General features: G+C 54.0%; 22 protein-coding genes. 8 read left to right on the top strand and 14 right to left on the bottom strand.

All coding sequences use genetic code 11. The features are described from left to right. Positions 1-338: 338 nt before the first annotated feature. The 4 genes from PD282_RS23390 to PD282_RS23405 form a co-directional block, all read right to left on the bottom strand. Positions 339-1,619 carry an ABC transporter substrate-binding protein gene (locus tag PD282_RS23390; RefSeq protein WP_274653682.1) on the bottom strand — a complete coding sequence of 427 codons (1,281 nt, stop codon included), beginning with the start codon at positions 1,617-1,619 and terminating at the stop codon, positions 339-341. 132 nt (positions 1,620-1,751) lie between these two features. Then, a complete protein-coding gene (locus PD282_RS23395; RefSeq protein WP_274653684.1) occupies positions 1,752-2,912 on the bottom strand; it encodes an efflux RND transporter periplasmic adaptor subunit in 1,161 nt (386 codons plus the stop codon). Positions 2,913-3,024: 112 nt separating this feature from the next. Beyond that, positions 3,025-3,900, bottom strand: a complete 876-nt coding sequence (locus PD282_RS23400) for a carbohydrate ABC transporter permease (protein WP_274653686.1) — start codon at positions 3,898-3,900, stop codon at positions 3,025-3,027. Between the two features lie 14 nt (positions 3,901-3,914). Beyond that, the gene (locus PD282_RS23405; protein ID WP_274655436.1) at positions 3,915-4,781 is read right to left on the bottom strand and encodes a carbohydrate ABC transporter permease; all 867 of its coding nucleotides are present in this window, start codon (positions 4,779-4,781) and stop codon (positions 3,915-3,917) included. Between the two features lie 280 nt (positions 4,782-5,061). On the opposite strand from PD282_RS23405, the gene PD282_RS23410 reads away from it, so the two are divergent. From PD282_RS23410 to PD282_RS23425, 4 genes are all read left to right on the top strand, one after another. After that, positions 5,062-5,916, top strand: a complete 855-nt coding sequence (locus PD282_RS23410; protein WP_274653688.1) for an ABC transporter ATP-binding protein — start codon at positions 5,062-5,064, stop codon at positions 5,914-5,916. Further along, positions 5,909-6,571: an ABC-2 transporter permease gene (locus tag PD282_RS23415; protein WP_274653690.1), complete on the top strand. Its 663-nt coding sequence runs from the start codon at positions 5,909-5,911 to the stop codon at positions 6,569-6,571. The genes PD282_RS23410 and PD282_RS23415 overlap by 8 nt, the downstream gene beginning before the upstream one ends. Next, the gene (locus PD282_RS23420; protein WP_274653692.1) at positions 6,568-6,933 is read left to right on the top strand and encodes a GntR family transcriptional regulator; all 366 of its coding nucleotides are present in this window, start codon (positions 6,568-6,570) and stop codon (positions 6,931-6,933) included. The genes PD282_RS23415 and PD282_RS23420 overlap by 4 nt, the downstream gene beginning before the upstream one ends. Before the next feature lie 63 nt (positions 6,934-6,996). Next, positions 6,997-8,115 carry an acyltransferase family protein gene (locus PD282_RS23425; protein ID WP_274653694.1) on the top strand — a complete coding sequence of 373 codons (1,119 nt, stop codon included), beginning with the start codon at positions 6,997-6,999 and terminating at the stop codon, positions 8,113-8,115. A 103-nt stretch (positions 8,116-8,218) separates the two neighbouring features. Here PD282_RS23425 and PD282_RS23430 read toward each other — a convergent pair whose 3' ends face one another. The 6 genes from PD282_RS23430 to PD282_RS23455 form a co-directional block, all read right to left on the bottom strand. After that, a complete protein-coding gene (locus tag PD282_RS23430) occupies positions 8,219-9,469 on the bottom strand; it encodes a SpoVR family protein (RefSeq protein ID WP_274653696.1) in 1,251 nt (416 codons plus the stop codon). Between the two features lie 16 nt (positions 9,470-9,485). Then, positions 9,486-10,739 carry a sporulation protein YhbH gene (gene yhbH / locus PD282_RS23435; RefSeq protein WP_274653698.1) on the bottom strand — a complete coding sequence of 418 codons (1,254 nt, stop codon included), beginning with the start codon at positions 10,737-10,739 and terminating at the stop codon, positions 9,486-9,488. A 23-nt stretch (positions 10,740-10,762) separates the two neighbouring features. Beyond that, positions 10,763-12,661, bottom strand: a complete 1,899-nt coding sequence (locus PD282_RS23440; protein ID WP_274653700.1) for a PrkA family serine protein kinase — start codon at positions 12,659-12,661, stop codon at positions 10,763-10,765. 473 nt (positions 12,662-13,134) lie between these two features. Then, a complete protein-coding gene (locus PD282_RS23445; protein ID WP_274653703.1) occupies positions 13,135-13,686 on the bottom strand; it encodes a methylated-DNA--[protein]-cysteine S-methyltransferase in 552 nt (183 codons plus the stop codon). Between the two features lie 238 nt (positions 13,687-13,924). Continuing rightward, positions 13,925-14,989 carry an NAD(P)-binding domain-containing protein gene (locus PD282_RS23450; RefSeq protein ID WP_274653705.1) on the bottom strand — a complete coding sequence of 355 codons (1,065 nt, stop codon included), beginning with the start codon at positions 14,987-14,989 and terminating at the stop codon, positions 13,925-13,927. A 69-nt stretch (positions 14,990-15,058) separates the two neighbouring features. Continuing rightward, on the bottom strand, positions 15,059-15,496 hold the full coding sequence (locus PD282_RS23455; RefSeq protein WP_274655438.1) for a MarR family winged helix-turn-helix transcriptional regulator: 438 nt from the start codon (positions 15,494-15,496) through the stop codon (positions 15,059-15,061). A gap of 196 nt (positions 15,497-15,692) precedes the next feature. On the opposite strand from PD282_RS23455, the gene PD282_RS23460 reads away from it, so the two are divergent. From PD282_RS23460 to arsC, 3 genes are read left to right on the top strand one after another with little or no spacing between them, the layout of a single operon-like run. Then, positions 15,693-15,989: an ArsR/SmtB family transcription factor gene (locus PD282_RS23460; RefSeq protein ID WP_274655440.1), complete on the top strand. Its 297-nt coding sequence runs from the start codon at positions 15,693-15,695 to the stop codon at positions 15,987-15,989. Positions 15,990-16,002: 13 nt separating this feature from the next. Then, positions 16,003-17,295 carry an arsenic transporter gene (locus tag PD282_RS23465; RefSeq protein ID WP_274653707.1) on the top strand — a complete coding sequence of 431 codons (1,293 nt, stop codon included), beginning with the start codon at positions 16,003-16,005 and terminating at the stop codon, positions 17,293-17,295. Positions 17,296-17,322: 27 nt separating this feature from the next. Further along, positions 17,323-17,745: an arsenate reductase (thioredoxin) gene (arsC, locus tag PD282_RS23470; protein ID WP_274653708.1), complete on the top strand. Its 423-nt coding sequence runs from the start codon at positions 17,323-17,325 to the stop codon at positions 17,743-17,745. Positions 17,746-17,815: 70 nt separating this feature from the next. On the opposite strand, the gene PD282_RS23475 is transcribed toward arsC, so the two are convergent. The 3 genes from PD282_RS23475 to PD282_RS23485 all read right to left on the bottom strand — a co-directional run bounded on the left by PD282_RS23475 (position 17,816) and on the right by PD282_RS23485 (position 21,329). Further along, on the bottom strand, positions 17,816-19,045 hold the full coding sequence (locus tag PD282_RS23475) for a chromate transporter (RefSeq protein WP_274653709.1): 1,230 nt from the start codon (positions 19,043-19,045) through the stop codon (positions 17,816-17,818). Positions 19,046-19,444: 399 nt separating this feature from the next. Continuing rightward, positions 19,445-19,795, bottom strand: coding sequence for a YidH family protein (locus PD282_RS23480; protein WP_274653711.1), 351 nt, complete (start codon positions 19,793-19,795; stop codon positions 19,445-19,447). Positions 19,796-19,880: 85 nt separating this feature from the next. Continuing rightward, complete coding sequence (locus PD282_RS23485; protein WP_274653713.1) at positions 19,881-21,329, bottom strand: MFS transporter; 1,449 nt, start codon at positions 21,327-21,329, stop codon at positions 19,881-19,883. A gap of 277 nt (positions 21,330-21,606) precedes the next feature. On the opposite strand from PD282_RS23485, the gene PD282_RS23490 reads away from it, so the two are divergent. After that, positions 21,607-22,809, top strand: a complete 1,203-nt coding sequence (locus PD282_RS23490) for an ROK family protein (protein WP_338045221.1) — start codon at positions 21,607-21,609, stop codon at positions 22,807-22,809. Positions 22,810-22,915: 106 nt separating this feature from the next. Here the strand turns inward: PD282_RS23490 and PD282_RS23495 are convergent, their stop codons facing one another. After that, positions 22,916-25,672, bottom strand: a complete 2,757-nt coding sequence (locus PD282_RS23495; RefSeq protein WP_274653715.1) for a carbohydrate-binding protein — start codon at positions 25,670-25,672, stop codon at positions 22,916-22,918. Between the last annotated feature and the right edge of the window lie 240 nt (positions 25,673-25,912).

A 25,912-nucleotide genomic window follows, 5' to 3' on the forward strand; every position in this document is an offset into this window, starting at 1 on the left:
AGTCATCATGCTAATTGCGATGGATCCGCTGCATTTGGAAAGCGCTTACAGACCCCATGTTACGCCTCCCTGCCAAATCTGTCAATACTCGTCTTTTTATAGGCTGACAGCCGGTATCGGACATATCTTCCAGCGCTGCCATGGCAGGAACCTGCCGGCAATCTCCTTCTATTTTTCCTTGTTCAACGTTTTGTTCTCAAGCTCCGGTCGCATGGCCCTTACCTTTTGATCGTCATGCTTGTACAGCCGATCTGTATATTGGTCTCCGCATTCGCGCTTATACTTGGCGGAATTTGAGAAAACAGCGCACGAGGTGCGCTGCTTCAGCTCCATACTTGCTATTCGTTTAACACGGTTGTCACTTTATTCTGGATCAGCTTGGCGACTTCCCCGGCAGACTTTTGCCCGCCGAAAAACGCGCTGGAGTCGTTTCCGATAATGGAAATCACTTTACCGTCGGCATCCGAATAATAATCCGCTGTATTGATGAACTGCTTGAACGAGGTGAATTGTTCGTTCGGCACTTTGGGCGCTGTCCCGTCCGGAAGCTTGTACGTTCCGCTTCCGACCTGTTTCTGAATATCGTCCAGCTGCTTCTCATTCACCGATTTAAGCAGTGAAAATCCTTGTCTTTCTTGCAGGGACTGCCCTTCGCCGGATAACAAGAAGGCAATAAACTTCCAAGCCTCCTCTTTAACCGGAGATTGGGCTTGAATGGCGAACTCCGATGCGGGGACAATTCGCGTTCCGCCGGGTTGTTCCGGTTTTTGCAGCAGCTTCGGATTTGGGAAAATGCCATACAGACCTTTGATCAAATCCGCCGGCGACTGCAAAACGGTCGAATAGAACATTTGCCTGCCTGCATCCGCCGGTTCCGAAGTCATGACTTGATTATCGTACATTTTTTTAATCTGCTCCATCGTTTCCACGAATTGGGGAGCGTCGAATTTCGCCTTTTTTGCGGCTTGATCCACGAACGCCGTGTATTGATCCACGATCCTTTCTTGAAGAAGAACCTCCGGAGGCTCGCTTGCCATCGCGTAACGGCGTTCCGTACCGCTCTCTCCCAGTTTCTTCGAAATCTCCTCAAACTCCTTCCAAGTCCAATGCTTATCGTCGATGTTCACGTTCTTAAGCATGTCTCCATCGCCTACGAACGCCCGCAGGTAGAACCCGATCGGCATGGCATACAAACCGCCATTTGACTTCAACGCGTCCAAAATGTTCATTTGGTAATCGTTTTTATTCCACTGCTCCATCGGTTCTTCCATGTTCAGGAGAAGATGTTTGCTCACATAATCATCGAGAGGCAAGTCGCTTATTTCGAATAGATCCGGGCCTTTCCGCGAAAGGATGGCCGCATTGATCGTTTTTTGGTATTTTTCATAATCTTCCGTAACTTGAATTTGAAGATCGATGTCCGGATACTTGGCTTCAAACTTCTTCTTCGCCGTCTCATAAAAGGCGCTCGGCTGCTGGACCGCCAACGTAACGGTTGTTTTCCCCGCTTTGACACCCGGTTTGTCTTTAGTTGCCGTATCCCCGCCGCCTCCGGAGCTGCATGCGGAGATCGATAGGATTAACATACCGGTCCCCAAGCTGTACAGCCACTTTTTCATTGCATCATTTTCTCCCCTAATCGAACTCGATTCCGCGCGAAACCGCCGGCTTTCCATCAAGCAGCTTCTTTGAGATTCCCGCCCGGTCCTTTCGTATAAAAGGCTTATCCCTTTGGACTCCTTCGCACATAACTACTGCAAACGAACACGGTTTCCGTCCTGTAAGGGCTCGCTGCTTTCCAGAATAATCAGATCGCCCTTATAGAGGCTGTCGGCTTGAATCATCGTCTCGCTGCCATTCGCCCTGATGGACTGAACGCGGACTTTGCGGGCAATGAAAACATTTCCCAGAGCTCCTCTCTGCTCGTCCATTTTATAAACAAAATTGCCGTCACGGTCCTGATGCACAGCCTCGCTGGATATAACCTTTCCTTCCGCGAGGGAGCGTTTCTCGATTTTGACCCGTGCCTGCTCACCTCCTTTAAGCTCCGGATCCGCGACCTTGATGCGAATGACCTGCTGAGGAACCGGTAAGGTCTGGCCGCTCTCATCTCCGGACGAGCTCGCGTTTCCGGGTTCAGCAGGGTCCATTTCAGCGATCGTGCCGTCGATGATACGGGGCTGCCGTTCCTGGGCAGGCCGGACCTCCACCCCGACCTTCGATCCGACCGAAATCCCCAAGCCGGACAAAAGCGCGGCATCGGCGGATATCGCCAGCTCATAGCCAAGGCTGGTATTCGAGATCTGAACATCCGGTTCTCCCGATGATGCCAGCCCTTCGACGGCATTCAATTGTGTTATCCTGCCGTCGAACGGAGCAGTCAGCTCCTGTTTGCCTGCCAGGCTGTCTCTCAGCTCGATGATTTTGCGTTCCTGCGAGCTTACATCGAGTTTAAGCGTTTCGATCGCGCGTCCCGCACTCCGGATATCGTTGTCATCTCCTCCCTTCGTCGACCGGATGAACGCGTCCTGAGCGTTCAACAGCTCGATTTTCAGTTTCTCCAGGCTGGCGGTTTCGTCTTCCAATTCCTCTTTGAGCGTATCGCTGTCATATTGAATCAGCTTTTGTCCCTTCTTTACCGAGTCTCCTTCTTTGACGAGGATTTTCCGGACGCTCAACCCGGCCGGGTTCGATAATCTCGCTTCGGCGACCGGCTGCAGTGTGCCGCTGCCCTCGATCGTAAATAAAAGGCTTCCGCTTGCCAGCGGTTCCGTTATGACCTTCGGCAAAGTCAGCGTTTGCAGCGTGCTGCTGAACAGCGTAAAAAAGAGTAACAGCCCCATAAACGCAGCGGTCACGATTTGAATGCTTCGTTTGCGCCTGCGAACACCCGGTTCTTTAGCCAGCTCCATCTCCGGTCTTTCTCCTCCTAAAAGCATTTCGCTACAAAATTTCCGTTGAAAAATCCGCTGCTCGCGCATGGTAAGAGTTCGCCTAAAGCCAAATTTGCGCTCTTCGCAAACCTTATCCCTTAATGCCGGACAATTGGATGCCTTGAACGAAATACGATTCCGCGTACAGAAACAGCAGCACCATCGGCGTCATATAGAGCATGGACGCAGCGAAAGCAATCCCGGTATCTCCGTTGATGCTGGATAAATAGACCGATAAAGGCTGCTTGAACGGATCGTCCAGAAAAACGAGCGGCTGCTCCACCATGTTCCAGTAATCGACGAACAGGAGAACAACAAGGGCAGCGAGGGCCGGTTTGATCATCGGAATGATAATTTTGCCGAAAATGTGCACATGTCCCGCTCCATCCATTTTGGCCGCCTCGATGTAGGCATACGGAATATCCAGCATGAACTGCCGGAGCATAAACACGCCGAAAGGCGCGAATATGCCGGGCCATATCATCGCACCTGCCCGATTCAGCAGCCCAAGCTCATCCGCCATCAGGTAATTCGGCACCAGTGTCACTTGAAACGGCATCAGCATCGTCAATACATAGACGAGAAACAGGCGATCCCGCCCATGGAACCGCAGCTTGGAGAACGCATAAGCGGCAAGCTCTGCGACAAACGTTTGTCCGGCGACGATCGGCACGACCATAAAAACCGAATTCCAAAACATCATCAAATATTTCGGGCTGCCCGCCAGCACTTTGCCATACTGCTCCAAGGTCACTTGATCCGGCACGAGCTTTAAATTCGAAAAAGAGGCCGCTCTCCTGGCTGCTTCTTCGTTCATCTGCCCGATGGGCCCGTAATCGATGCTTATTTCCTGCCCGGTCATGAGCGAATTTGTAAACGTGATCCCGACCGGGAACAAAAACAGAACGGCTATTGCAGCAGCGGCAACGGTTAACGCGATTTTTTTCACTCCTTTGGCAGCTGGCACTCCCTTCCTTCCCCCTATTCCATGAACCGCCGATACCGGCGTTCAAGCGTAAACAATCCCGTGACGATCAGAAGAATACTTCCGGCCATCAAAGCTGCCGCGGCCGTCAGCTTCTGAATGTCCAGCGACGCGAACATATTGTTCATATAATGCTGCAGCATATAGATACTGTCATGCGGATAATCGCCTGCGATCAAATACGTTTCCCGGAAAACCTTGAACGAATTCAAAATCGACATGATGACGACAAAGAACATGGCGGACGTCAAATAAACCATCGTAATGCTGCGAAACTGCCGGAAACGCCCGGCGCCTTCAATTTGGGCGGTTTCGTAATACTCCTTCGGAATTTGCTGCAGTCCAGCCAACAATAAAATGACGTTATAGCCGATGTTCTTCCATAAATAAACGACGAGGACGACCACCCGGGCCGCATCGGTCTCCATCCAATCCACGCGTTCGTATCCGAAGCCGCTCAGCCAGGCGTTTACGGAGCCGTTCCAATCGAACAGAATCTGCCAGATCAGAACAATCGAGGCGACGGGAACGACAAGCGGCAGCACATATGCGGTTCGCAGCCAACTTCTCACATACAGATTTTTGTTGAGCAGCATCGCCAAAACTAACGACAGCGCAAGGATAAGCGGAACGCTAACCGCGCTGAAATAAAACGTGTTGGACGCCGCCTTGCGGAAGGACTCGCTCGCAAGCAGCCCGCGGTAATTGGCCAATCCGGCAAAATGGCTGTCCGCCGTGCCGTCCGTAAACGAATCGAATACGGCTCTGACAAACGGTATCAGGTAAAACAGCGCAAATCCGGCTCCGCTCGGAACGAGAAACAGCCATGCGGCCGCTGAATCGCCGCGAATCCATTTCTTCATTTTGCTCCCTGCACCGAAGCTCCCCGCGTAGACGCCATGCGCAAAAAACCGCTTCTTCATGCTCCGTTTCCTCCATTCATACCTACATGTAGAATAGGAGGAACTTTTAAAATAATAAGCGGGTAAAAGATAAAATTTTCCAAAAATTGAACACTCGCCGCCGCGGGCATAAGGTCCATGTTTGGATGCCTTTGGAAAAATATTTGGTCATTGACTTCCTAAACTTACCCGTGTTATATTGTGGTTATACGATATACACAATTTTGCGAGGTGGTACGGTATGCTGGCATTAGACATTCGAAACTTAAACAAGAAATACCCCCATTTTCAGTTGAGGGACGTATCGTTTCAGCTGGAACGGGGTTATATTATGGGCTTTATCGGAGCCAACGGAGCGGGGAAAACCACCACCATCAAATCGATCATGAATATGATTCGTACCGATGGCGGAGAGGTTCATATTCTGGGCAAGAACATGGCCGAACACGAACTCGAATTGAAGCAAGAAATCGGATGCGCATTCGGCGGCATCGACTTTTATACGCGCAGCAGGATCAAAACGCTGACCGATACGATCAAGAGCTTCTATAAAAATTGGGACGAAAAGGCCTACTCCGGTTATTTGAGACGATTCAAATTGGATGAGAATAAAAAAGTCGCCGAATTGTCAACGGGGATGAAAGTCAAGTACAGTCTGGCTCTTGCCTTATCCCATGGCGCAAAGCTTCTTATTCTCGACGAACCGACAAGCGGGCTCGATCCGGTGGCCAGAGACGATCTGCTGGATCTTTTTCAAGAGCTTGTCGCAGGCGGCGAGATCAGTATTCTTTTCTCGACCCATATTACCTCCGATTTGGAAAAGTGCGCGGATTTCATTACTTTTATCGCGGACGGACAAATCATTAACAGCGCCGAGAAAGAAGAGTTTAAGCAGTCTTATCGCTTGCTGAACGGTGATGAAAGCGAGCTGGACCAGGTGAAAGACGGGATGATTTCCTACAAAGTCAATTCGTTCGGCTTTACGGGATTGATTCGCTCGCAAGATTTCGATCCTTCCTCCGGCATCAACGCCACCACGCCGAATCTGGAGGAAATTATGATTTACTTCGCGAAAAAGGAGCCTGCGTATGTATAATCTGGTGATGAAGGATTTGAAATTAGGCATTCAGCCGATTATGTTCGTCTTCCCTTTTTTGATTGCGATGTTAATGCTCATTCCCAGCTGGGTCTATTTTATTGTCCCGATGTATTTTTGCTGGATCTCGCTCCCGAACATGTTTGGCAATTTTAGAATGCACAATGACCTGACGTTTACCTCGATGCTGCCCGTAACCAAGAAAGATATGGTGAAAGCGAGGATAGCCGTAATTGTCATCCTGGAGATTCTGCACGTCGGATTTGCGATGATTTTCGGCGTGATTCATAATCTTCTCTACTCGAACATGCACATCACCTACCTGTTCTTCGCCCCGACGATGGGTTTCTGGGGACTCTGTATGGTCATGCTGGCGATTTTCAACATCGTCTTTATTCCCTTGTATTACAAAACGGCGTACAAATATGGCGGGGCACTGGCTGCAGCCATTATAGCCGCCATGCTTTTTACCGGAATTGTACAATGGCTGGGCATCGATATTCCGTCCGTATCCAACATTTTCAATGTTACCGCCGCCAAACATATAGCCTTTCACGCCTCCATTCTGATCGCAGGAATCGTAATTTTTGCGGCATTCAACCTGATCGCTTACCGGATTGCGGCGAAACGATTCCTCAAAGTCGAAATTTTATGAACGTATTGATTTCGAACGCCTCAGAGAAACCGATTTATCAGCAGCTATTCGATCAGATCAGCGCCCAAATTTTGAAAGGCGAGCTTCCAAGCGGCTACGTTCTGCCGCCCATTCGGCAGGCGGCCCAGGAGCTGCGCGTCAGTGTCATCACCGTCAAGAAAGCGTGGGAGGAGCTCGAACGATGCGGTCTGATCAACACCGTTACCGGCAAGGGTTGCTTTGTCGCCGAATTTTCTCCTGAGGAGATGCTTCAAATGCGCAATGATATGATTTTGAAGCAAATGGAAAGCGACACCTCCTACTACAAATCCTTCGGCCTCACCTTGGACGAAGTGATCGAGCTGTTAAAAAAGATTTATTGAACGATTTATTGAACAAGGAGCCATTCCTGGCATCAGGAATATTCATTCGGAGGGGCTGAGGCCGTGCAACCTGCCGGAACCGTGCGCCAAACGGATTTGGATTGGATTCGGATTATCGTGACGTTCGTGGTCGTCTTGTATCACTGCTCCATGTTTTTCAATCCGCTTCCTTGGCATGTCAAAAACAATTCCATGAACAATACCTACATCTTCGCTTATACGAATTTGGTCGTGAATTGGATGATGCCTGTCTTCTTTGCCGTTTCGGGCATCAGCGCTTATTACTCGCTCAGAAAAAGGGACGGGAAAAGCTTTCTGAAGGAACGATTGCTGCGGCTTGGCATTCCGCTCGCATTCGGCGTATTCCTGTTATCGCCGCCGCAGGTTTATATGGAAAAATCGAGCCACCATCAATTCCACGGCTCGCTGATTGATTTTCTTCCGCATATGTTCGACGGCCTCTATTTGGATATCGGCGGAAAGGGGAACTTTGCTTTTACCGGCCTGCATTTGTGGTATCTGTTTGCTCTGCTTCTGTTCTCGCTGCTGACTCTGCCGTTATTCGTTAAAACCCGGCATGCAGGAAAACCGAACGCTTTCGGATGGGGACATTTTGCCCTCCTGCTCGTATCGTTGTTCGTGCTGGCCGCTTTGTTCAACGACATTGCCGATTTGGGCGGCTGGGGGCTGCTGGTTTATTTACCGGTCTATATCGGCGGATTTTATATCTTTTCCAAGGAGCCGTTCAAGGCGTTTGTGCGAAGAACGGGCGGGGTGATGGGGACTGCGGCCGTTATCGCCACGATCGCGTTCATGTTTTGGATGTGGCGCGGCATTCCGGCAAGCGGAACCGCTCTGTCGGCGCTCTTCGTGTTCGACCGCGCCGTCAGCTGCTGGTGCGGGCTGATCTTTATTTTCTTCCTTGCGGACCGCTATTTGAAGAACACCCGCGGACCGGCGCTTTCGTACTTCATGGAAGCCTCGATGCCGATTTATGTGCTGCATCAGCCTGTGATCGTCACGACCGGTTACCTGATTTATGCGCTGAACTGGCCGGTCCCGGTTAAACTGGTTTTTCTCGTCACGGCGGTCGGTCTGGTTATCTTTACGCTCTATCATTTCGTGATCCGAAAGCTGAACGTCCTGCGCGTCCTGTTCGGCATGAAAGCAATCAAACGTTAGATCCGGCCTGACGCCGTCTTTCGGCGGCGGAACAAGACGATCAAGCCGCTAATGAAAATGGGGCGGGAACCCTGCCGGGTTCCCGCCCCTCGCCTATCGCGGCTCATTCCGTCGTTACGTATTGCCCCGTGCAGAGGTATCGAAGCGGATGATTGCTTTCGGTACGGGTCTCCAGGTGTACCGGTCGCCCCCAAAGACGGTGGATCAGCGGCAGCGTCCGGTCCACGTATTTGCGGTCGAGCGCAAGCCCCTCGTACCGGTGCACCAGCAGCAGCTCTCCCCGGCTGTGATAGTCGCCGTCCATCGCCGTAATATATGGGAAGCCCCCGTTCGTCCGCTGGAGGATCAGCGTATCGCGCACCTGCGCGGCGTCCCTGTCCGTCACTTTATAGACGGCGCCCTCCCGCTGGAAAAGAAACAGATCCATCTCTTCGATCATCGCCCGGTTCAAATAGTTCCGCAGGAACGAGACGTCCGATTCCGTCTCGCGGATCTCGAACAGCGCTTCCCGTCCTTCCTCGCGTTCGATCGCTTCCAGCATGCGCAGTCCCAAATAATACGGGTTAAGGCTTCCGGCTCCCGGCTGCACGACGCCGGCGTTCATTTTGGCGAATTCAAGGATTTCCGCATCGCCGAGCTCGAGCTGCCGGACGAGGCGCAGATGCCAGTAGGTGGCCCAGCCCTCGTTCAAAATTTTGGTCTCCATCTGCGGCCAGAAATAGAGCATCTCCTCGCGCAGCATGTACAGGATCTCGCGCTGCCAATCCTGCAGCGTCCGGCTGCCGCCGGCAATGAAGCCGATGACGTCCTTGCTGCCGCCTTCCGATTCGCTGAAGCCTTCCTTGCGCCCGAAACGGCGGTGGGGATCGACATGCTCCTGGATCGACAATCCCGCGTCCAAAATCAGCTCCACCTCGTCCGCCCCGTACGCCTGCTCGAATTCGCGTATGCGCTCGGCGAATACCGCCATCCGATCGACCATTTTCCGGTCGGTTCCCGCGAACATCGCATTATGCTTGAAAAAATCGCTGTGTCCCAGCACATGGGCGACAATCAGTTTATTTTGCAACAGGGTGTTGCGGTCGAGCAGGAAGGCGTAGCACGGATCGGAGTTGATGACCAGCTCGTAAATCCGGTTGAGGCCGTAATCGTATTCGGACTTCATGCGCTGATACGCTTTGCCGAAGCTCCAGTGGGAGAACCGCGTCGGCATGCCGTAAGCGCCGATCGAATACAGCACCTCCGCGGGACAAATTTCGTATCGCATCGGGAAGAAGTCCAGTCCTTCCTCCGCCGCCATTCCCGTAATCTCTCCGATCGCCTGCTCCAGCCGGTCGTATTCCAATTGCTTCACCCGCCGTTCTCCCCTTTCACACCGCAGCCGATTCGCCGAAAAAGTCTTTCAGCGTGCGGTACACGTCGCTTTTCTCCCGGAGCACCGAACGGATAAAGCCCTCATGCTCGACCTGGGACATCGAGTCCCACAGCCTTCCCCCCAGGCCGTACCGCCGGATCTCGCCGTAGCCGACCATGTTCACCTGCTCCAGCAGCTTCTGCACCAGGCCGACGGTGGCCGTGTTATCCGAGTCCAGATTGTCGCCGTCGGAAAAATGAAACGCGTACGCATTATAATGCTGCGGCGGGTACTGCTTCTCCAGCACCTCGAGCGCGAGCTCGTAGACGGAGGAGCAGCGCGTGCCGCCGCTTTCGCCTTTCGTAAAAAACGATTCCTCGTCGACCTGCTTCGCTTCGGTATCGTGGGCAAGGAAGCAAACCTGCACCTGCTCGTATTTGGTCCGCAAAAACCGGACCATCCAGAAGAAGAAACTGCGAGCCAAATATTTCTCGAACGATCCCATCGAGCCCGACGTATCCATCATCGCCAGCACGACGGCCGAGCTCTGCGGCTTGCGGATATCCTCCCACGTCTTGAAGCGCAAATCCTCGTTCGTGATTAAGGCCGGCATGCCCGGCTCCGGCCGGACGCCGTCTCCGCCCGCAGCGGGGAACCGCGCTTCTGCGGCCGCCCCGTACCTCGGACCGGACGCAGCCGGCTCATCCGGACCGGCTCCTGTATAACCGGAGAGCGCCCGACGTTTCACCGCTTCCATCAGCGTGCGCCGTTTGTCGATGTTGCCCATCATGCCTTTGCGGCGGATATCGTTAAAGCGGATGTCGTCGACCGTCAGATCCGTTTCGCTTTTCGGCTTCAGCCGCGGCAGCTGAAGGTCCTCGAAGATGAGCTCCGCCAGCTCGTCCACGGTAATTTCGGCCTCGTAGTAGTCGACGCCGGGCTGATCGCCGGCCTGGCCCTTTCCCTGCCCGGGCTGCTGTCCCGGCGAAGCTTGTCCGAGCACGTCGCCCGGCTGCGTGCCGCCGTTCCCCTGCCCGACCTGCTTCTTGCCGCTCGTATCGTAGCGGAACCTCGGCTCGTCCATCCCGCGGATCGGCACCTTCAGGATGCGGCCCCCTTGGGACGTAATGATCGATTCCTCGCTGACCAGATCGGCCAGGTTGTTTTTAATCGCTTCTTTGATTTTGCGGGAATGCCGCTGCTGATCAAGCTCGCCTTTACGATGAAGCGACCAGTCCTCCTGTGACAATACGAACAAAGGTTCATGCATCGGATCCACCCCGCTTTCGTTGCTTACCGGTTAAGCAGACTTCCCACATATTTCATCAGCTCGTTGGCGCAAACCGCGCAGTAGCCGTGATGCTCGATCAGGCGCCCCGAAACCTCGTTGATCCGTTTGAGCTGATTTTCGTCCGGATTTTTCACCGAGGTCGTAATTTTGACAACGTCCTTGAGGTCCTCGAACAGCTTTTTCTCGATCGCTTCCTTCAGCTTCTCGTGGGACGTATAATCGAATTTCCGGCCCCGGCGCGCCAGCGACGAGATTTTGATCAAAATTTCCTCGCGGAACGCCTTCTTCTGATTTTCCGTCACGCCGATCTGCTCTTCGATGGCGCGCATCAGCTTCTCGTCCGGCTCCCGCTCCTCCTCGGTGATCGGATCCTTCATTTTGAAGCCGTTGCAGTACGCCTCGACGTTGTCCAAATAGTTGTTCAGCATCGTGTGTGCCGATTCTTCGAACGAATAGACGAAGGCGCGCTGCACTTCCGTCCGCGCTTTATGATCGTATTCCTTGCGGGCGAGGGTAATGAGATTCAGCAGCCGCTCACGCTCTTCCTTCGTAATCGAGGCATGCTGGTCGAGCCCTTCCTTCATCGATTTCAGCACGTCGAGCGCGTTGATGCATTTTTTGTCGCCCTTGATCAGCGCGCTGGAAATGCGGTTGATGACGTAACGCGGGTCAACCCCGGACATGCCCTCATCCTGGAACTCCTTCTTCAGCTCCTGCAGATCGCCGCTGTTGACGCCGTCCATTTCGACACCGTCGTAGAGGTACATTTTCTTCACCGGATCCATGCCGGGCTTCTTCGACTCCTTCAGTCTCGACAGGACGCTGAATACGGCGGACGTCCACAACGCGCCGGGCGCAATATGAACGTTCTGGATATTCGACTGCTCGATCAGCTTGGTGTAGATGCGTTCCTCTTGGCTCACCTTGAGGTTGTAGGGGATGCGCATGACGATCATGCGGGAGTGCAGCGCCTCGTTCTTCTTGTTGGCGATAAAAGAGCGGTATTCCGTCTCGTTCGTATGCGCTACGATCAGCTCGTCCGCCGAGATCAGCGCGAAGCGGCCGGCCTTGAAATTGCCCTCCTGCGTCAGGGACAGCAAATTCCACAAAAATTTCTCGTCGCATTTGAGCATTTCCTGGAATTCCATCAGGCCCCGGTTGGCCTTGTTCAGCTCTCCGTCAAAACGGTACGCGCGCGGGTCGGATTCGGAGCCGTACTGCGATATGGTGGAAAAGTCGATGCTGCCGGTCAGGTCGGCGATATCCTGCGACTTCGGATCGGAAGGGGCGAAGGTGCCGATGCCGACGCGGCCGGCCTCCGAGAACAGGACGCGCGTAACCGGCATGTTCTCGATCCGCCCGTCGAATTCCGTCTCCAGTCGCATGCGGCAGACCGGGCAAAGATCGCCTTCGATCTTCACGCCGAACTCGCGGTGAAAATCACCGCGCAGCTCGTGCGGCACCAGATGGAGCGGCTCCTCCTGCATCGGGCAGCCCTTGATCGCATAAACGGCGCCTTCGTCCGTCCGCGAGAACTGCTCCAGTCCTTTCTTGAGGAGCGCGACCAGCGTCGACTTGCCGCCGCTGACCGGCCCCATCAAAAGCAGCAGCCGTTTGCGCACATCGAGCCGCTGCGCCGCCGGGCGGAAATATTCCTCGACCAGCGTCTGCAGATCGTCCTCCAGGCCGAACAGCGCGGAGCTGAAAAACTTGTATTCGCGGCGGCCTTCCTCGCGTTCCTCAATCCCAGCGGATTCGATCATCCGGTAAATGCGCTCGTGACCGAGCGCGGCAATGCCCGGATGTTCCCGCACCAGCTCCACATAATCGGCAAACGTCCCTTCCCAATGCAGCTGATGCTCCTTCTCCCGGTAGTCGACCAGCTTATCCAGAAACAGCATTTTTGGTTCCTCCTCGGTTTAGAGATTCGAGAGAACGGCAAATAGACACAATCCGGATCTCTCGGTATCGCATGTGTGTGCGTGCCCGTGGAAATCGTGAACGGCGTCTAAACGGCGAATTATGCGGCTGCTAGGCAACTCTTTGTAACTGTAATTATAGCATTTTTCAATTGTCAGATAAATATGAATATTCTGTATTCATAGTCTTTGCTTCTAGTATGTACGGGATTGATTCGCTCTAAACCTGTATCGACGGCAAAAAAAGGGAGAAACATGCGGCGCGGGAAATCCTCGATTCGACGGCAGAGAGGGCTGGAAACCGGGACATTAGAACAGTCGCAAGTCGCGCCATCAACAAAAAACTCCGCACCGCGGAGTCTGAGGCCGATCGGCCGGTTCCTCCGTTCGAACGGCTGAACCGGGCCAATGAGTTCATTGAAAGCTGTCCTGCGTTTGATGCGTCCGCCGGAGCTTCAGACACGCCGCAGGCTGCCGGCTGCTGCTGGTACGGCGCCGCATTCCAGCTCCAGCAGCTTTGTTTTCATGTCCATGCCTCCGCGATAGCCGGTTAACGCCCCGTTTTTGCCGATGACCCGATGGCACGGAACCGCAATCAGCACGGGATTCGCGCCGATAGCCGCGCCTACCGCCCGCACAGCGGCCGGTTTTTGGATCTCGTGCGCAATGTCCGAATACGATTTCGTCTGTCCGTACGGGATATTCCGCAGCGCTTTCCAGACGTCAAGCTGGAACGCCGTTCCGGTCAAGTCGACCGGGAGAGTAAAGCCGCGGCTCTTCCCCTGTAAATATTCGGCGAGCCCGCCGGCATAAGGCTTCAGGCTGTCGTCGTCCCGGACCAGCGGACGGCCGGAAAACTTGGCGGCGGCCCAATCGGCCAGCTCGCCGAAGGGCTTATTTGGAGAGCCTACATAACATAGCCCGTTCGAAGTCGCCGCAAGGTGCAGATTCCATTCCTGAAGCTGAAGCTGCGTCCAATAGATCGGCGCATTCGTGTCGTTTTTCATATAATGAGTCCTCCCTGTCGGGTTCTTGCCTATCCTATTCCTTACGAACAGTATAATCCCAAAACGGGGCCTTTGTACGCAATGTCGAATGGAGAGGCAACAATTCGAAAGGGAATCAAGGACGGATTGCTTTGATTACTGCCGAAGCAATGCAGTATTCAACGCCCGTCCCCGCATCCAATCCAACGGCTTCGAATCATCCTTAGGCTCTGCTACCACATTCGGAATCCGCTTTTTTTCAATTTCGGCTTTGAAGCTTCTTGCACAGCTGTCGAACGACGTATTTTGCATCGCTTCCAACGCCGCGCAGCGTTGCCGAAGCGAATGAGCGTTGTCCCTGAAGTCCGACATAATATAAGCCGGGCTCGCTTATGCTGACTCCTGCAGTGTGGAGAGGTTTCCCATCCTGTTCGAGCGCTCTCGTTGATCGGAGGTGGTCAAGCCCCGGGCGGTACCCCGTAGCCCAAATGATGGCGTCTATTTTCTCCTTGCTCCCGTCCGGCCAAATTACCCCGTCCTCATAAAACGCCGTGAACATCCGCTGTTGATAGGGCCTCTCCGCTTGCAAGCGCTCCTGATACTTCCCAAGATCGATGACAGCTCCCGGGTTTGGAGCAGATAAACCGAACCGCCAAAACGGGAATGTGTCGAATCCCGTTACCCGGAGCCAGAAATGGGCATCCTTACCGAAAAGACGCTGCTTCGTGAATTGAACAGGCTTTAAAACCGCCAAGCTGGTGTCGCTGACATCCGCTAATTCCACCGCGATTTGGACGGCCGAATTGCCTCGCCCCACGACGACGACGCGCTTCTGTTCAAAGGGCTTGGGATTGCGATATTCGGACGAGTGAAGCGTGATGCCGCGAAATCGTTCCTGGCCGGTTATGCCCGGTATATACGGGTTGCGGAACGATCCGGTCGCGTTGATGACGGCCTTCGACCGAAATGCCTTCCCTTCTGCCGTAAAAACGACGAACTGATTCCCTTCCTTCCTGACGCTATGCACCTGTTGGTTCGCGATAATGGACAAGTCGAAGGCATCCTTGTAAGCAAGCAAATACTGGACAATTTCGTCGCGATGAGGATAACGGGCGGGGTTGCCCGGCATTTTCATTCCGGGCAGTGATGAAAACCGTGCAGGCGAGAACAGCTTGAGACGATCGTAATAATTCGGCCATGAGCCAGCCGACTGTGCCTGCGACTCGAGAATTATATAAGCAATTTTTTTTCTCGCCAGATGATACCCCGCAGCGAGGCCGGCTTGACCACCGCCAATAACGACAACATCTGCTTGCTCATACATGGTTTTACCGCTCCTTTAGTTGAAAATTTCAAGTTTTTCGTAAAAGAGAGAACACCGCTCTCTCCCGGGCTATTCGCAGCAAATCGGAAATTTCTCCATGGCTCCGTTAAGAGTCGTTAACCCGCGAACGACCGTATCCCTTTCCGATTCGGACATGCCGGCAAAAATCCGATCCAAATAAGCATGAATCTGCTCGTTAATGACCGTTGTAACAAACTTTCCTTCAGTCGTCAGCTTTAAAATGTACACCCTTCTGTCTGACTCGGATGCTTGCTTCGCCACCAAATTTTTGCGGATCAGCGTTTGCGCTTGATGGCTGAATACCGTAATATCGAGCCCCAGACTAAACGCAATCTGCTGCATGGACGGTTGATGCGAACGGTCGATTTCGTATAGAATTTGACTTTGAAGCAGGGATACATCATGTCCTCCGACCGAGCAGCAATTTTTGTTTAACAGCCCGAAATGCCGATATATCCGGTGCAACAGGAGCCGCACTTCTTCCACTTGAATCACCTCGTTCTTGTTATACTTCATTTAGTTGAAAAATTCAAGTATATATTCGCAACGTTTATCTTTGCTGCCGTATACAATATAAGCACTTGATAATATAATCACTCAATTATATAATGGGCGAGAGTTAGAGACTCGCCAAGGGAAAGGAGTGCAGAACGTGGTTTCCATTGAATCGTCCATCGCTGAAATGGCCGATAGGCTAAAATTACTCTCCGATAAAACCCGATTAACGATCGTCGCCCTGCTGAAGGAACGAGAAATGTGCGTTTGCGATATCGTGGATATCCTCGAGACGACCCAGCCGAATATCAGTCAGCATCTAAAGAAGCTGAAAACCGGCGGGATCGTGAATGAAACCCGGCGCAGCCAATGGATTTATTATTCGCTTCATGTGGAAGACAAACCGTATTTAAACGATATCTTGAGCCGGCTTCCGTCCATGAAGGAAATCGTGAATGCCCATAAACCCAATAGCTGCTGCTAACTATGGAGGTTCTATGCTTGCACTAGCTTCCGTTCTCTTTCTGATTACGTTAATCTTTGTGATTTGGCAGCCTCGGGGACTGAATATAGGCTGGTCCGCCATCGGCGGCGCAGTTCTTGCCCTGATCTTCGGCGTTGTGAGCATCCATGACGTCTGGGATGTGACCCAAATTGTCTGGAACGCGACGCTCGCTTTCGTCGCCGTCATCCTCATTTCGCTGCTGCTGGACGAAATCGGATTTTTCGAGTGGGCGGCGCTTCATATGGCGCGTTTTGCCGGAGGGAACGGACGCCTCATGTTCGTCTATGTCATCCTTCTCGGCGCCGCGGTTGCCGCATTTTTCGCCAACGACGGCGCCGCGCTGATTCTGACGCCGATCGTGCTGGCCATGGTGCGAGCGCTGAAGCTCGACGAACGGATGATCCTGCCCTTCGTCATCGCCAGCGGGTTCATCTCGGACACGGCTTCGCTGCCCCTTGTCGTCAGCAACCTGGTCAACATTGTATCCTCCGACTTCTTCGGCATCGGATTCGTGCAGTATGCCAGCCGGATGATCGTGCCGGATCTCTTTTCCGTCGGGGCCAGCCTGCTTGTACTGTACCTGTTCTTCCGCCGAAAAATACCGAAGCAGTATGATTTACTCCAGCTCAAAACGCCGAGAGAAGCGATCAAAGATCCGTTCTTATTTAAGGTTTCCTGGATTATTTTGTCTGTTTTGCTGGCTGCCTATTTAACGAGCCAGTATATTCATGTGCCGGTCTCCATCATTGCAGGCGCGGCAGCAATCGTCTTTATTCTCGTCGCCCGAAGAAGTCCGGAAATCAAAACCGGAACGATTATCAAAGAAGCCCCGTGGGCGGTTGTCGTGTTCTCCATCGGGATGTATGTCGTCGTTTACGGCCTGCGCAACGTCGGCCTGACCGATGAGCTGGGGAAGGTATTTGAGCGGGTCGGCGGGCAGGGTCTGTATGCGGCAACGATTGGCGCCGGTTTTATCGCGGCGTTTCTGTCCTCGATCATGAACAATATGCCGACCGTCATGATCGACGCGCTGGCGATTCAAGGCACAAATTCGGCCGGTTTGCTGCGGGAAGCCTATATTTACGCCAATGTCATCGGTTCGGACTTGGGGCCTAAAATCACGCCGATCGGTTCCTTGGCGACGCTGCTTTGGCTGCACGTGCTCTCGCGCAAAGGCGTCAAAATCACTTGGGGCTCGTATTTTAAAACCGGTATCGTCCTGACCGTTCCGGTCTTGTTCATCACGCTGACCGGCCTGTATCTTTGGCTTAAAATCATCAGTTAAACCCTCGATAAAAAGGAGATTAAAATCATGGAGAAGAAACTGGTCTATTTCCTGTGCACGGGCAACTCCTGCCGCAGCCAAATGGCGGACGGGTTCCTGAATACGATCGGCGGCGATGTGTACGAGGTGAAAAGCGCTGGCCTGGAAGCGCACGGCCTCAATCCCCGCGCGGTTCAAGCGATGAAAGAAGCCGGCGTCGACATTTCGAGCAACGAATCGAACGTGATCGATCCCGAGATTTTGAACCGGGCCGCGTATGTCATTACGCTGTGCGGCCATGCGGACGAGCACTGCCCGGTCATCTCCAACCCGAATGTGATCAAATGGCACTGGGGCTTCGACGATCCGGCCAAAGCGACGGGTACCGAAGAGGAAATCATGGCGCAGTTCCGCGCCGTTCGCGATGCGATTAAAGCGCGGATCGAATTGTTCGTGAAGGAAGGAAAATAATCTTGACGGCCGTCAAACGGATGCATGCTGCCGTAAATGATTCGGATCCTGGGAACTCCCTGACGTTGTTCTAGGAAAGATATGCGATCAAAGCGCCGCCCGCTGCGGAAAATAGTACGACAACCCAAGGCGGCAGCTTCCACAGCATAAGAAGCCCGAATGCCGCAACCGCAAGACAAAAATCGTAAGGGGTATGAATGGCATTCATCCATACCGGATTAAACAAGGCGGCTAGCAAAATGCCCACCACGGCAGCGTTGATCCCTTTCAGGACCGATTGGAAATTGGGACGGCGGCGGACCGCATCCCAAAACGGCAATGAGCCCGCAATTAATAAAAAGGACGGCAAAAACATGGCGATCAGCGCGATCAGCGCTCCCTGCCACCCGTTCATAACCGTTCCCAAGTAGGCCGAGAAGGTGAACAACGGGCCAGGCACGGCTTGTGCCGCTCCGTAACCGGCAAGAAACTGGGAATCCGTCAGCCAGCCGGGCGGCACCACTTCCGCTTGAAGCATCGGCAGCACGACATGACCGCCGCCGAAAACAAGTGAGCCAACCCGGAAAAAGCTGTCGAACACCGCTAATGAATGGGAAGCGACAGCTTGTCTCAGCAGCGGCAATCCGATCAATAATCCGAAAAAGACGATCCAGGCGGCAGCCGCTGTACGACGGCTGATCGGCAAGCCAAGACGAGGGGTTTCCGGCAGCTCGGATTTCGGCAGAAAAAACCTTCCGAACAGCCCCGCCGCCGCGATCAGAATCAGTTGGCCGTAAGCGGAGGGCCACAGCAAGGTGATGATGGCCGTCAAGATGGCAATGGTTCCCCGAGTACGATCGGGAGCAAGGGTTCGCGCCATTCCCCAGACGGCTTGGGCGACGACGACAACGGCCGCGATCATTAGCCCATGAAGCCAGCCGGCATTACCCGCATCGTAGTTTTTCAGCGCATAAGCGAAGATCATCAAGGCCAATGCGGACGGTAAGGTAAAACCGCACCAGGATGCGATCCCGCCGAGCAGTCCGCCGCGCATGATTCCGATGGAGATCCCGACCTGGCTGCTGGCGGGTCCCGGAAGGAATTGACATAAGGCGACCAAATCGGCATAGCTTTTTTCATCCAGCCATTTTCTGCGTTTGACGTATTCCTCCCGAAAATAGCCTAAATGCGCGATGGGACCGCCAAATGACGTCAATCCCAGCTTTGTCGATGCAGCGAGAATTTCCAGAATCCGGCCCTTGGGCTTTTCCTTTACGATTGCTGAAGTGCGCTGCGAGTTACCGTTTACCGGTTCAGGCATCTTTTCCCCGCCCCTTTGCGTATTTTCATTTGTTGGCGTTAATCCTTTATTAACCCGGTTGACTCCATGCTGTGCATATTGAGATATTCGGTTCCCGCGCTTAATTCCCTTTTTCTTCTGCCTCTATTAACTCAACCCAAATCGCCGTGCCGCCCGGAGCCTGTTGGACCGTCGTATTGCCGGAAAAGCGGTGCTGGCCGTCTTTCGAAGGAAAAAGCCGTTTGCGATCCTGCAGGGTGACATGGGTAGATAGGACGGGACATAAAAACAGCGGCAGTCAAAACTCGTTTTTCGAGTCTGAGCCAGCCGCTGTTTAGATGGTGCTATCAAAATCTTATCATTCTTCGTAAAGTATAGCACTATTCAATGTCCAGTCCGCATTTTTAACGCATTTTCGGCTTAGACCGCCAAGATCAGGATCAAAACGGCCAGCAGAGCGCCGATACATCCCAGGGAGAAAAAAGCGAACCCGATCATAAATGCGGGAGATCGAAACCGCTCCTCGTTGATGGCTTTTCGTTTCCAGAAAAAATCCCTCGTCGCCATCGCAAGGATCCCTATCCCCAAAAACACGGCTCCAACGCCCGCAGTCATCGAGATCCAATGCTCGATATTGGAACGGAACAACAGGCCGGTTGCCAAAAATCCGAGACCGATAATGGCGATGCATGTTCGAACCCACGCCAAATAGGTGCGTTCATTGGCCAAATGCTGCTGAATAAACCTGGAATCGTTTGACGTATTCCGCAAGCTTCATACTCTCCTTCGAGGTCGTCTCCGGACAGTCTTTGTTTTTGTTTTCCTTTGAAGCTTGGCCCATTCCGCCTGATCCTATTCAAATATAATATTCAATGTATTCGTCCGAATACCGTCTTCCCTGATGCTTCTGCAAAAGCAGCACGATCAGTGCAATCATGCCGATGGCGGCCATACACAAATAGGCGGCCCGGAACGCGCCGATGCTTTCTCCCGAGCCCGAATCCCACATGTTCGAAAACAGCTGGTACAGCAGCCCGCTGATCGTAACGCCCATGCCCATGCCCAGCGTCCGGCTCATATTTAACGTCGCTCCCGCCACGCCCAGCCGCTCAAACGGCACCGTGCCGACCACATTGCTGTTGTTCGGCGGGGTAAACATCCCCATTCCGGCCCCGGTCAGCAGCAGGCCGATCAGCAGCGGCTCCAGGCGGCCGCCGGCAATGAAACCGGTCAGCAGGCATCCCGCGGTAATCGCGGCCAGTCCCCAAACGGCGGGCTTCTTCGGCCCCAAGCGGTCGGATAAATAGCCCGAAATCGGGGTGAAGAACGTCATGCTGACCGGCACCAGCGCTAAATAAAGGCCGGTCATTAAGGTCGAGATGTGGAACATTCTTTCGATCAGAAACGGGCTGAGAAACAGAACGCCGTACATCGACGTAAAGGACAGAAGCCCGAGCACATTTCCCACGGAAAAAATGCGGTTGAAAAATAACGTCACATCCAGAAGCGGATGCGCCGATCTTCGTTCTTCCCGGATGAAAGCCATAAAAGCCAACAGCGACGCAAACGCGCAGAGCGTATAGAAAGGAGACCAGCTTGCCGCAGCTCCCTTATTGAGAACGTAAATCAAGAGCACAAGCGCAGGCGTCAGGAACATAAAGCCCCAGATGTCGAACGGCTCCCTGCCCCGTTTGCGGGCGTCTTTCGGCAGCAGCAGCACGGCCAGCAGCGTCCCCGCAATGCCGATCGGCACATTGACGAAAAAAAGCCAGCGCCAGCTTCCGAGCGACAGGATGGCTCCGCCCAGCACCGGACCGAGACTCAGTCCGATTCCTTGAGCGGCGGCCTGAATGCCGATCGCTTTGCCCCGGTGAACCGACGGTACGGCGCCGGTGATGATGGATACGCTGTTCGCCTGCAGCATTGCTGCGCCCACAGCCTGAAACACTCTGGACACGAGCAGAGCCGGCAGGCTGTCCGACAACCCGCAAAACACGGAGCTGATCAAAAACACGAGAAAACCGAAGGCATACATCCATTTTCGGCCCACCATGTCCGCGATTCTTCCGAATGTAATGACCAGGGAGGCCAGCGTCAATAAATAAACAAGGCTGACCCATTCCACATCGCGCATCGAAACGTGAAACTGATTGACCAGAAGAGGGAGCGACAAATTGATGATACTGGCATCCAGCGCCGCCATAAACGCGCCGATACAGACCGTGAACACGACATACCAATAATACCCTTTACGGTTCGCAATCCGCTCGGCCGGATCTATAAACCTTCTCAATGAATGCTGCACCGGGTGCCCCCCTTCAAAAAATACCGACGTTCGTCTCCTTCAAGTTTATCATCTTTCATCCATTTTGAGACGAACTTTCTTTCAAAAAGAGAAAAAATAAATAAATCGCCCGGTTAAATTCATGGATTGTCCCTGAAGTCTCCTTGAATACCCGCTTTTTTATCCAAATTGAAATTAAGTTGCCGTCCTTGTACCGATTGAAATAGCGAAACCGCCAAGGTTGGGCTATAATCGAACTGAATGTTTCCCATTCAAATACGCGGATAAGCGGGGACTCATGATGAACGAACCGGAACGATCGATTCCTTCACTCAAAAAACGCATCTATCAGCAAATTGCCGACCGGGATACGGTTTCCAAAGCGGAGCTGCTGTCGTCCAGCCGGCTGACGAGCAGCACTCTGACCCGGCTGTTGGAGGACTTGCTCGCCGAAGGGCTGATCGAAACAACCGGACTCGGTCCCTCCAGCGGCGGGAGGCGGCCCATCCTGTACAAAATCAACCGGGATTACGGCTATATTTTCGGCTTGGAAATTTCGAGGCTGACTTCGACGCTCGGCTTGTTCGATTTGCAGATGAATCCGAAATCGCTCGTCCGGTGGCGGATGGACGAATCGATTACGCCCGCCCGGCTCGTCGAATACGCCGCCCGGCTGATGCGGAGCTTTTTGAAGGATCACCGGATCGGACCGGACCGGATTCTCGGGCTCGGCATCGGGGCGGTCGGCCCGCTGGACCGGAAGAACGGCGTCATCCTGGATCCGCTGTACTTCCCGGCCAAAGGGTGGGCGCAGGCTCCGATCTGCCGGATGTTCGAAGAAGAAACCGGGTTTCGGGCCCTGCTCGAAAACGGGGCGAATACGGCGCTAATCGGGGAACAGTGGTCGATCCGCCATGAAAAAATCCAGCATGCCCTTTACGTCCATGCCGGAATGAGCCTGCGTTCGGCGATGATGTCGTACGGCCAGATCGTTCACGGCACGGTCGATATGGAAGGGTCGATCGGGCAGATGATCATTCAAACCGACGGTCCGCGGCTCTATGCCGCCGGAAATTACGGGGCGCTGGAAGCTCTGGCCTCCGTGCAGGCGCTGGAGAAACAGGCCCGTACCCAGGCGAAAATGGGGAACAGCCCGCTGGCGGAGAAATATCGCGTCTCGCCCGAGCAGCTGAGCTTCGAGGTGCTCGTGCAGGCGCTGGCGGCGGATGAGCCTGCCGTACGCGAATGGTTTCGCGAATCGGCCGTTTATTTCGGCGTAGGTCTCGCGAATTTGATTAACGTCTTCCATCCGGAAATCGTTTTTCTGGGCGGCGCGCTGATTAACTCGAATCCGATGTATTACGAGACCGCAACGGAGATCGCACGGAAAAACACCTATTATTACCCCGCTTACGAGCCCCGGTTTTCGAAAGGCGAGCTTAAGGAAGACGCGGTTGTGACCGGGGCGGCGCTGATCGTGCGGGACCAATTGGAGCTTTAAACCGTTGCGGCGTAAAGATACGCCCCGCGCGCCGGTCACGAACCGCCCGGGACAAGCATCCGGCAAAAAAATATCCGGCGCTGCGGCCGGAATGACAATCGTTCTTTTAATTCGGACGGACGATAAAATAGTCGATATTGGCGATCTCCTGCTCCGCGGCGCCTTCAAACGTCAAGTAGAGGTTCTGGATGCCGACGGTCGGCGCAATCGGAACGCTCGTGATCGTCCAGTTTTGCAAGCCGCCCGTGGAAACGACGCTGCACGTGCCGATTACGGGACCCGTACGGCTTTCCAGCCGTACCCGCATCGTGCCCGAAGCGGCCGAGGAAAGCCTGAAATCGATGCTGAGCATCCCCGTCAGATCGATGCCGTCGTAAGCCGCCCAGTCTCCGGGCTGGAGCGAACCGATTTTCATCGCTTCGGAGCCCGCCGATAACGGAAGTACCGTCACCCCCATTTGCGAGCTGAAATTCTCGGCTTCGATTTTGACCGGTCCGGGGGCCAGCTTCGCGGCAGGCGGAGCGTATACCTCGAATCGCCATAAGGAATAGCCGAACTGCGTCCCCCTTTTAATGCCCCGCATGCGCACATATCTTGCGGCGACAACCGCGAATGCGATGTCGTCGATGCCGCCGTCTCCCGCGTTGGCGGCGTAAACGTTTCGCCAATTGATCGTATCGTCGGACACCTCGATGTTGTATGCCTTCCCGTATGCCGCTTCCCAGCTCAGCCTTACTCTGCTTACCTCCCGGACGGAGCCGAGATCGGCGTAGATCCACTCGTTATCGGTATATTTCGATGCCCATCGCGTTCCGGCCGCCTCGTCGAACGCATTCCCGGCGGCGAACGCGGCGGAATAGGAGGAGCTTGCCGCGGCGGATGCGTTCAAGGCGAGGTTCGTCCCGTAGAGATGGACATTTTCCAAGCCGGCGTGAGCGGCTCTCATGATGTTCACCAGCTCCGTGTACGGCTGGTCCTGCTGGTTGACAAGCCCGATGTTATAGTTCTCGCCGTCCGGGCGTCCGGTGACGGGCTGATCGTAATAGGCGTACCAGCCGGAGCCGACAAAGAGCGGATCGGCAGCCTGGCTCTCGGCAAACTCGCGATACGCGATACCCCGGTCCACAATGCTGGTCGTCATCGTAGGCGCGCTGATATAGGAAAGTCCGCGGTCGGATGAGCCGAAGGAGTGCTCCAGATTGAGCAGCGGCTTCCCGTACTTTTCGTACCTCGCGATCCAATCGGCGTTCCTCGTATAGCTGTCCACGGAGAACGCATCGACGTAATCCATAGCCGCCTGATCCCAGTCCAAGCTGGTCCGCCAGGTCGGAACAATTGAAGCGCCCAGGAACAGATGGTTGGAGTCGTATTTTTTAATAATGTTCCGGATCATTGAAAAGTAGGTCCGGGATGCCAGGCGGATATATTCCGATACATCTGCGGCGGGAACCCGGGTAATATTCAGCTGGATATCCTTCAGCGCGGCGAACGTTGGGGCATTCGTGCCCAGAAGCCGGTTGACGGCGGCCAGATCGCCGCCGTACCTCTGCGCGAGAAAATCGACAAATGCGCTTTTGGCCGGGGAACCGGACGTATACTTCAGCACCTGCCCCACGACTTCGGAGTCCCAGCCCGCTTCGTTATCGTAGACGTAACCGATCAGCCACTTGCTGCTCCGCGAATTGATAAGCTGGGTCTTGATCGCATTCTCGATGATGGTTTCGCTCTGCGGGTCGAACACGTCGTACGTCCACAAAATTCGCCTCAAATTCGGGGGATCCTGAAGCGTTTGAATATACGGAAACGCGATGCTTTTCGGCTTCGTCCACTTGCTGAAGGCGTTGAACCCCCACTGGATCAGCCTTTTTTTCGTGATATCCTCCCATTTCGCTTCGAAATCGCTGCCGTATTTTTTCATGACGTTCGCTACGACGAAGCTGAGATAGACCCCGTTCGCATCCCGCGTATAGGCGGGAGCGTAAGCCGTCCGGTCGGGCAGCTGCTCGAAAATCTGCCTGGGGTTGCCGTTCGCGTCCTCGACGAGCGTTTTGTAGCCGGAATCCCACAGGCTTGCGGCGTCGACGCCTTTTAAGATAAAGGGATACCCGTCCGGCGTGATGAACCACCATTTGCCGTTAATTGTTTGAAGCCTGAAGTACCCGGTGCTCGCGTATTGGCCGATGCTTTTGATGCCGCCATATTGGTCGTATATTGACGGATCCCGCGCAGCGTTCGCCAAAGCGGCGGCCTCGTCCGCGTATTCCTGCTTCAGCTGCGCGTCGGAGGTCACTTTGCCCGGCCAGCTGTCATTGGCCCATTGGCCGTACCGGTCCGCGATCAGGGCGTCTTTGTTCAGCTCGTCTTTCAATTGCTGCGCGTTATAAGCGGGCGTCGGATTCTGCCCTTCATCGCCGGTGCCTCTGAAGATTTCGACTTCCGTAAGGGGAATATGCTGGAACGGCTGCGTCCGCCGGATGTCCAGCACGATGAACCTGGCCGTCCGGTTCAGCATCGGTACGGATACCGCGTAATTCAAATCGGTCCCCTGCCTGACATGCCGGTCCGCAATGAAATAACCCGCTGCCGCCTCCGGACGAAATTTGACGGTGATGTCCTTAAAGCCCCAATATTTGTTCGGCGAATTCATCACCATGCGGATCCGGTCCAGGGGGTAGTCCTTCAGCAGGTCGATCACCACATGCACCGTCGACGGCGCTCCCGCGCGCCCCATCCAGCCGGCATAAGCCGCCGTTCCGTCAAACAATACGCCATTGGCTGAAGAAATGAGCCCGGTCGCCCTCAGATCGGGCGAATTGCCTCCGTCCGTTGCAGGGCTGTAAACATAATTTCCCGTTTTCAGCATCGTACCTTCACCTCTCGCTTTTACGGCGGGAATAACCATTGCCGCGGTAACAAATGCCAATAGGAGTATCCATATACCGTTTCTATAACCTATTACAAGATTCCTCATTTCGTTCTAGCCTCCCTACTACTTGTATCGACTCCCCCTCCCGATAAGTTCAGCGCAAAATAAAATAACCGCTCTCCCGAATGCTTTCGGGAATGCGGTTATGCGTAATAGCGGGGCCGCGCGGCTCCTGTA

The organism is Paenibacillus humicola, from assembly GCF_028826105.1.
GTDB classification, from domain to species: Bacteria; Bacillota; Bacilli; order Paenibacillales; family Paenibacillaceae; genus Paenibacillus_Z; species Paenibacillus_Z humicola.

Coding starts and splice junctions, on each gene's coding strand:
- PD282_RS23390 (WP_274653682.1), bottom strand. CDS start 1,619: ATGAAAAAGTGGCTGTACAGCTTGGGGACCGGTATGTTAATCCTATCG.
- PD282_RS23395 (WP_274653684.1), bottom strand. CDS start 2,912: ATGGAGCTGGCTAAAGAACCGGGTGTTCGCAGGCGCAAACGAAGCATT.
- PD282_RS23405 (WP_274655436.1), bottom strand. CDS start 4,781: ATGAAGAAATGGATTCGCGGCGATTCAGCGGCCGCATGGCTGTTTCTC.
- PD282_RS23410 (WP_274653688.1), top strand. CDS start 5,062: ATGCTGGCATTAGACATTCGAAACTTAAACAAGAAATACCCCCATTTT.
- PD282_RS23415 (WP_274653690.1), top strand. CDS start 5,909: ATGTATAATCTGGTGATGAAGGATTTGAAATTAGGCATTCAGCCGATT.
- PD282_RS23420 (WP_274653692.1), top strand. CDS start 6,568: ATGAACGTATTGATTTCGAACGCCTCAGAGAAACCGATTTATCAGCAG.
- yhbH (WP_274653698.1), bottom strand. CDS start 10,739: ATGCATGAACCTTTGTTCGTATTGTCACAGGAGGACTGGTCGCTTCAT.
- PD282_RS23440 (WP_274653700.1), bottom strand. CDS start 12,661: ATGCTGTTTCTGGATAAGCTGGTCGACTACCGGGAGAAGGAGCATCAG.
- PD282_RS23445 (WP_274653703.1), bottom strand. CDS start 13,686: ATGAAAAACGACACGAATGCGCCGATCTATTGGACGCAGCTTCAGCTT.
- PD282_RS23450 (WP_274653705.1), bottom strand. CDS start 14,989: ATGTATGAGCAAGCAGATGTTGTCGTTATTGGCGGTGGTCAAGCCGGC.
- PD282_RS23460 (WP_274655440.1), top strand. CDS start 15,693: ATGGCCGATAGGCTAAAATTACTCTCCGATAAAACCCGATTAACGATC.
- PD282_RS23465 (WP_274653707.1), top strand. CDS start 16,003: ATGCTTGCACTAGCTTCCGTTCTCTTTCTGATTACGTTAATCTTTGTG.
- arsC (WP_274653708.1), top strand. CDS start 17,323: ATGGAGAAGAAACTGGTCTATTTCCTGTGCACGGGCAACTCCTGCCGC.
- PD282_RS23475 (WP_274653709.1), bottom strand. CDS start 19,045: ATGCCTGAACCGGTAAACGGTAACTCGCAGCGCACTTCAGCAATCGTA.
- PD282_RS23490 (WP_338045221.1), top strand. CDS start 21,607: ATGATGAACGAACCGGAACGATCGATTCCTTCACTCAAAAAACGCATC.
- PD282_RS23495 (WP_274653715.1), bottom strand. CDS start 25,672: ATGCTGAAAACGGGAAATTATGTTTACAGCCCTGCAACGGACGGAGGC.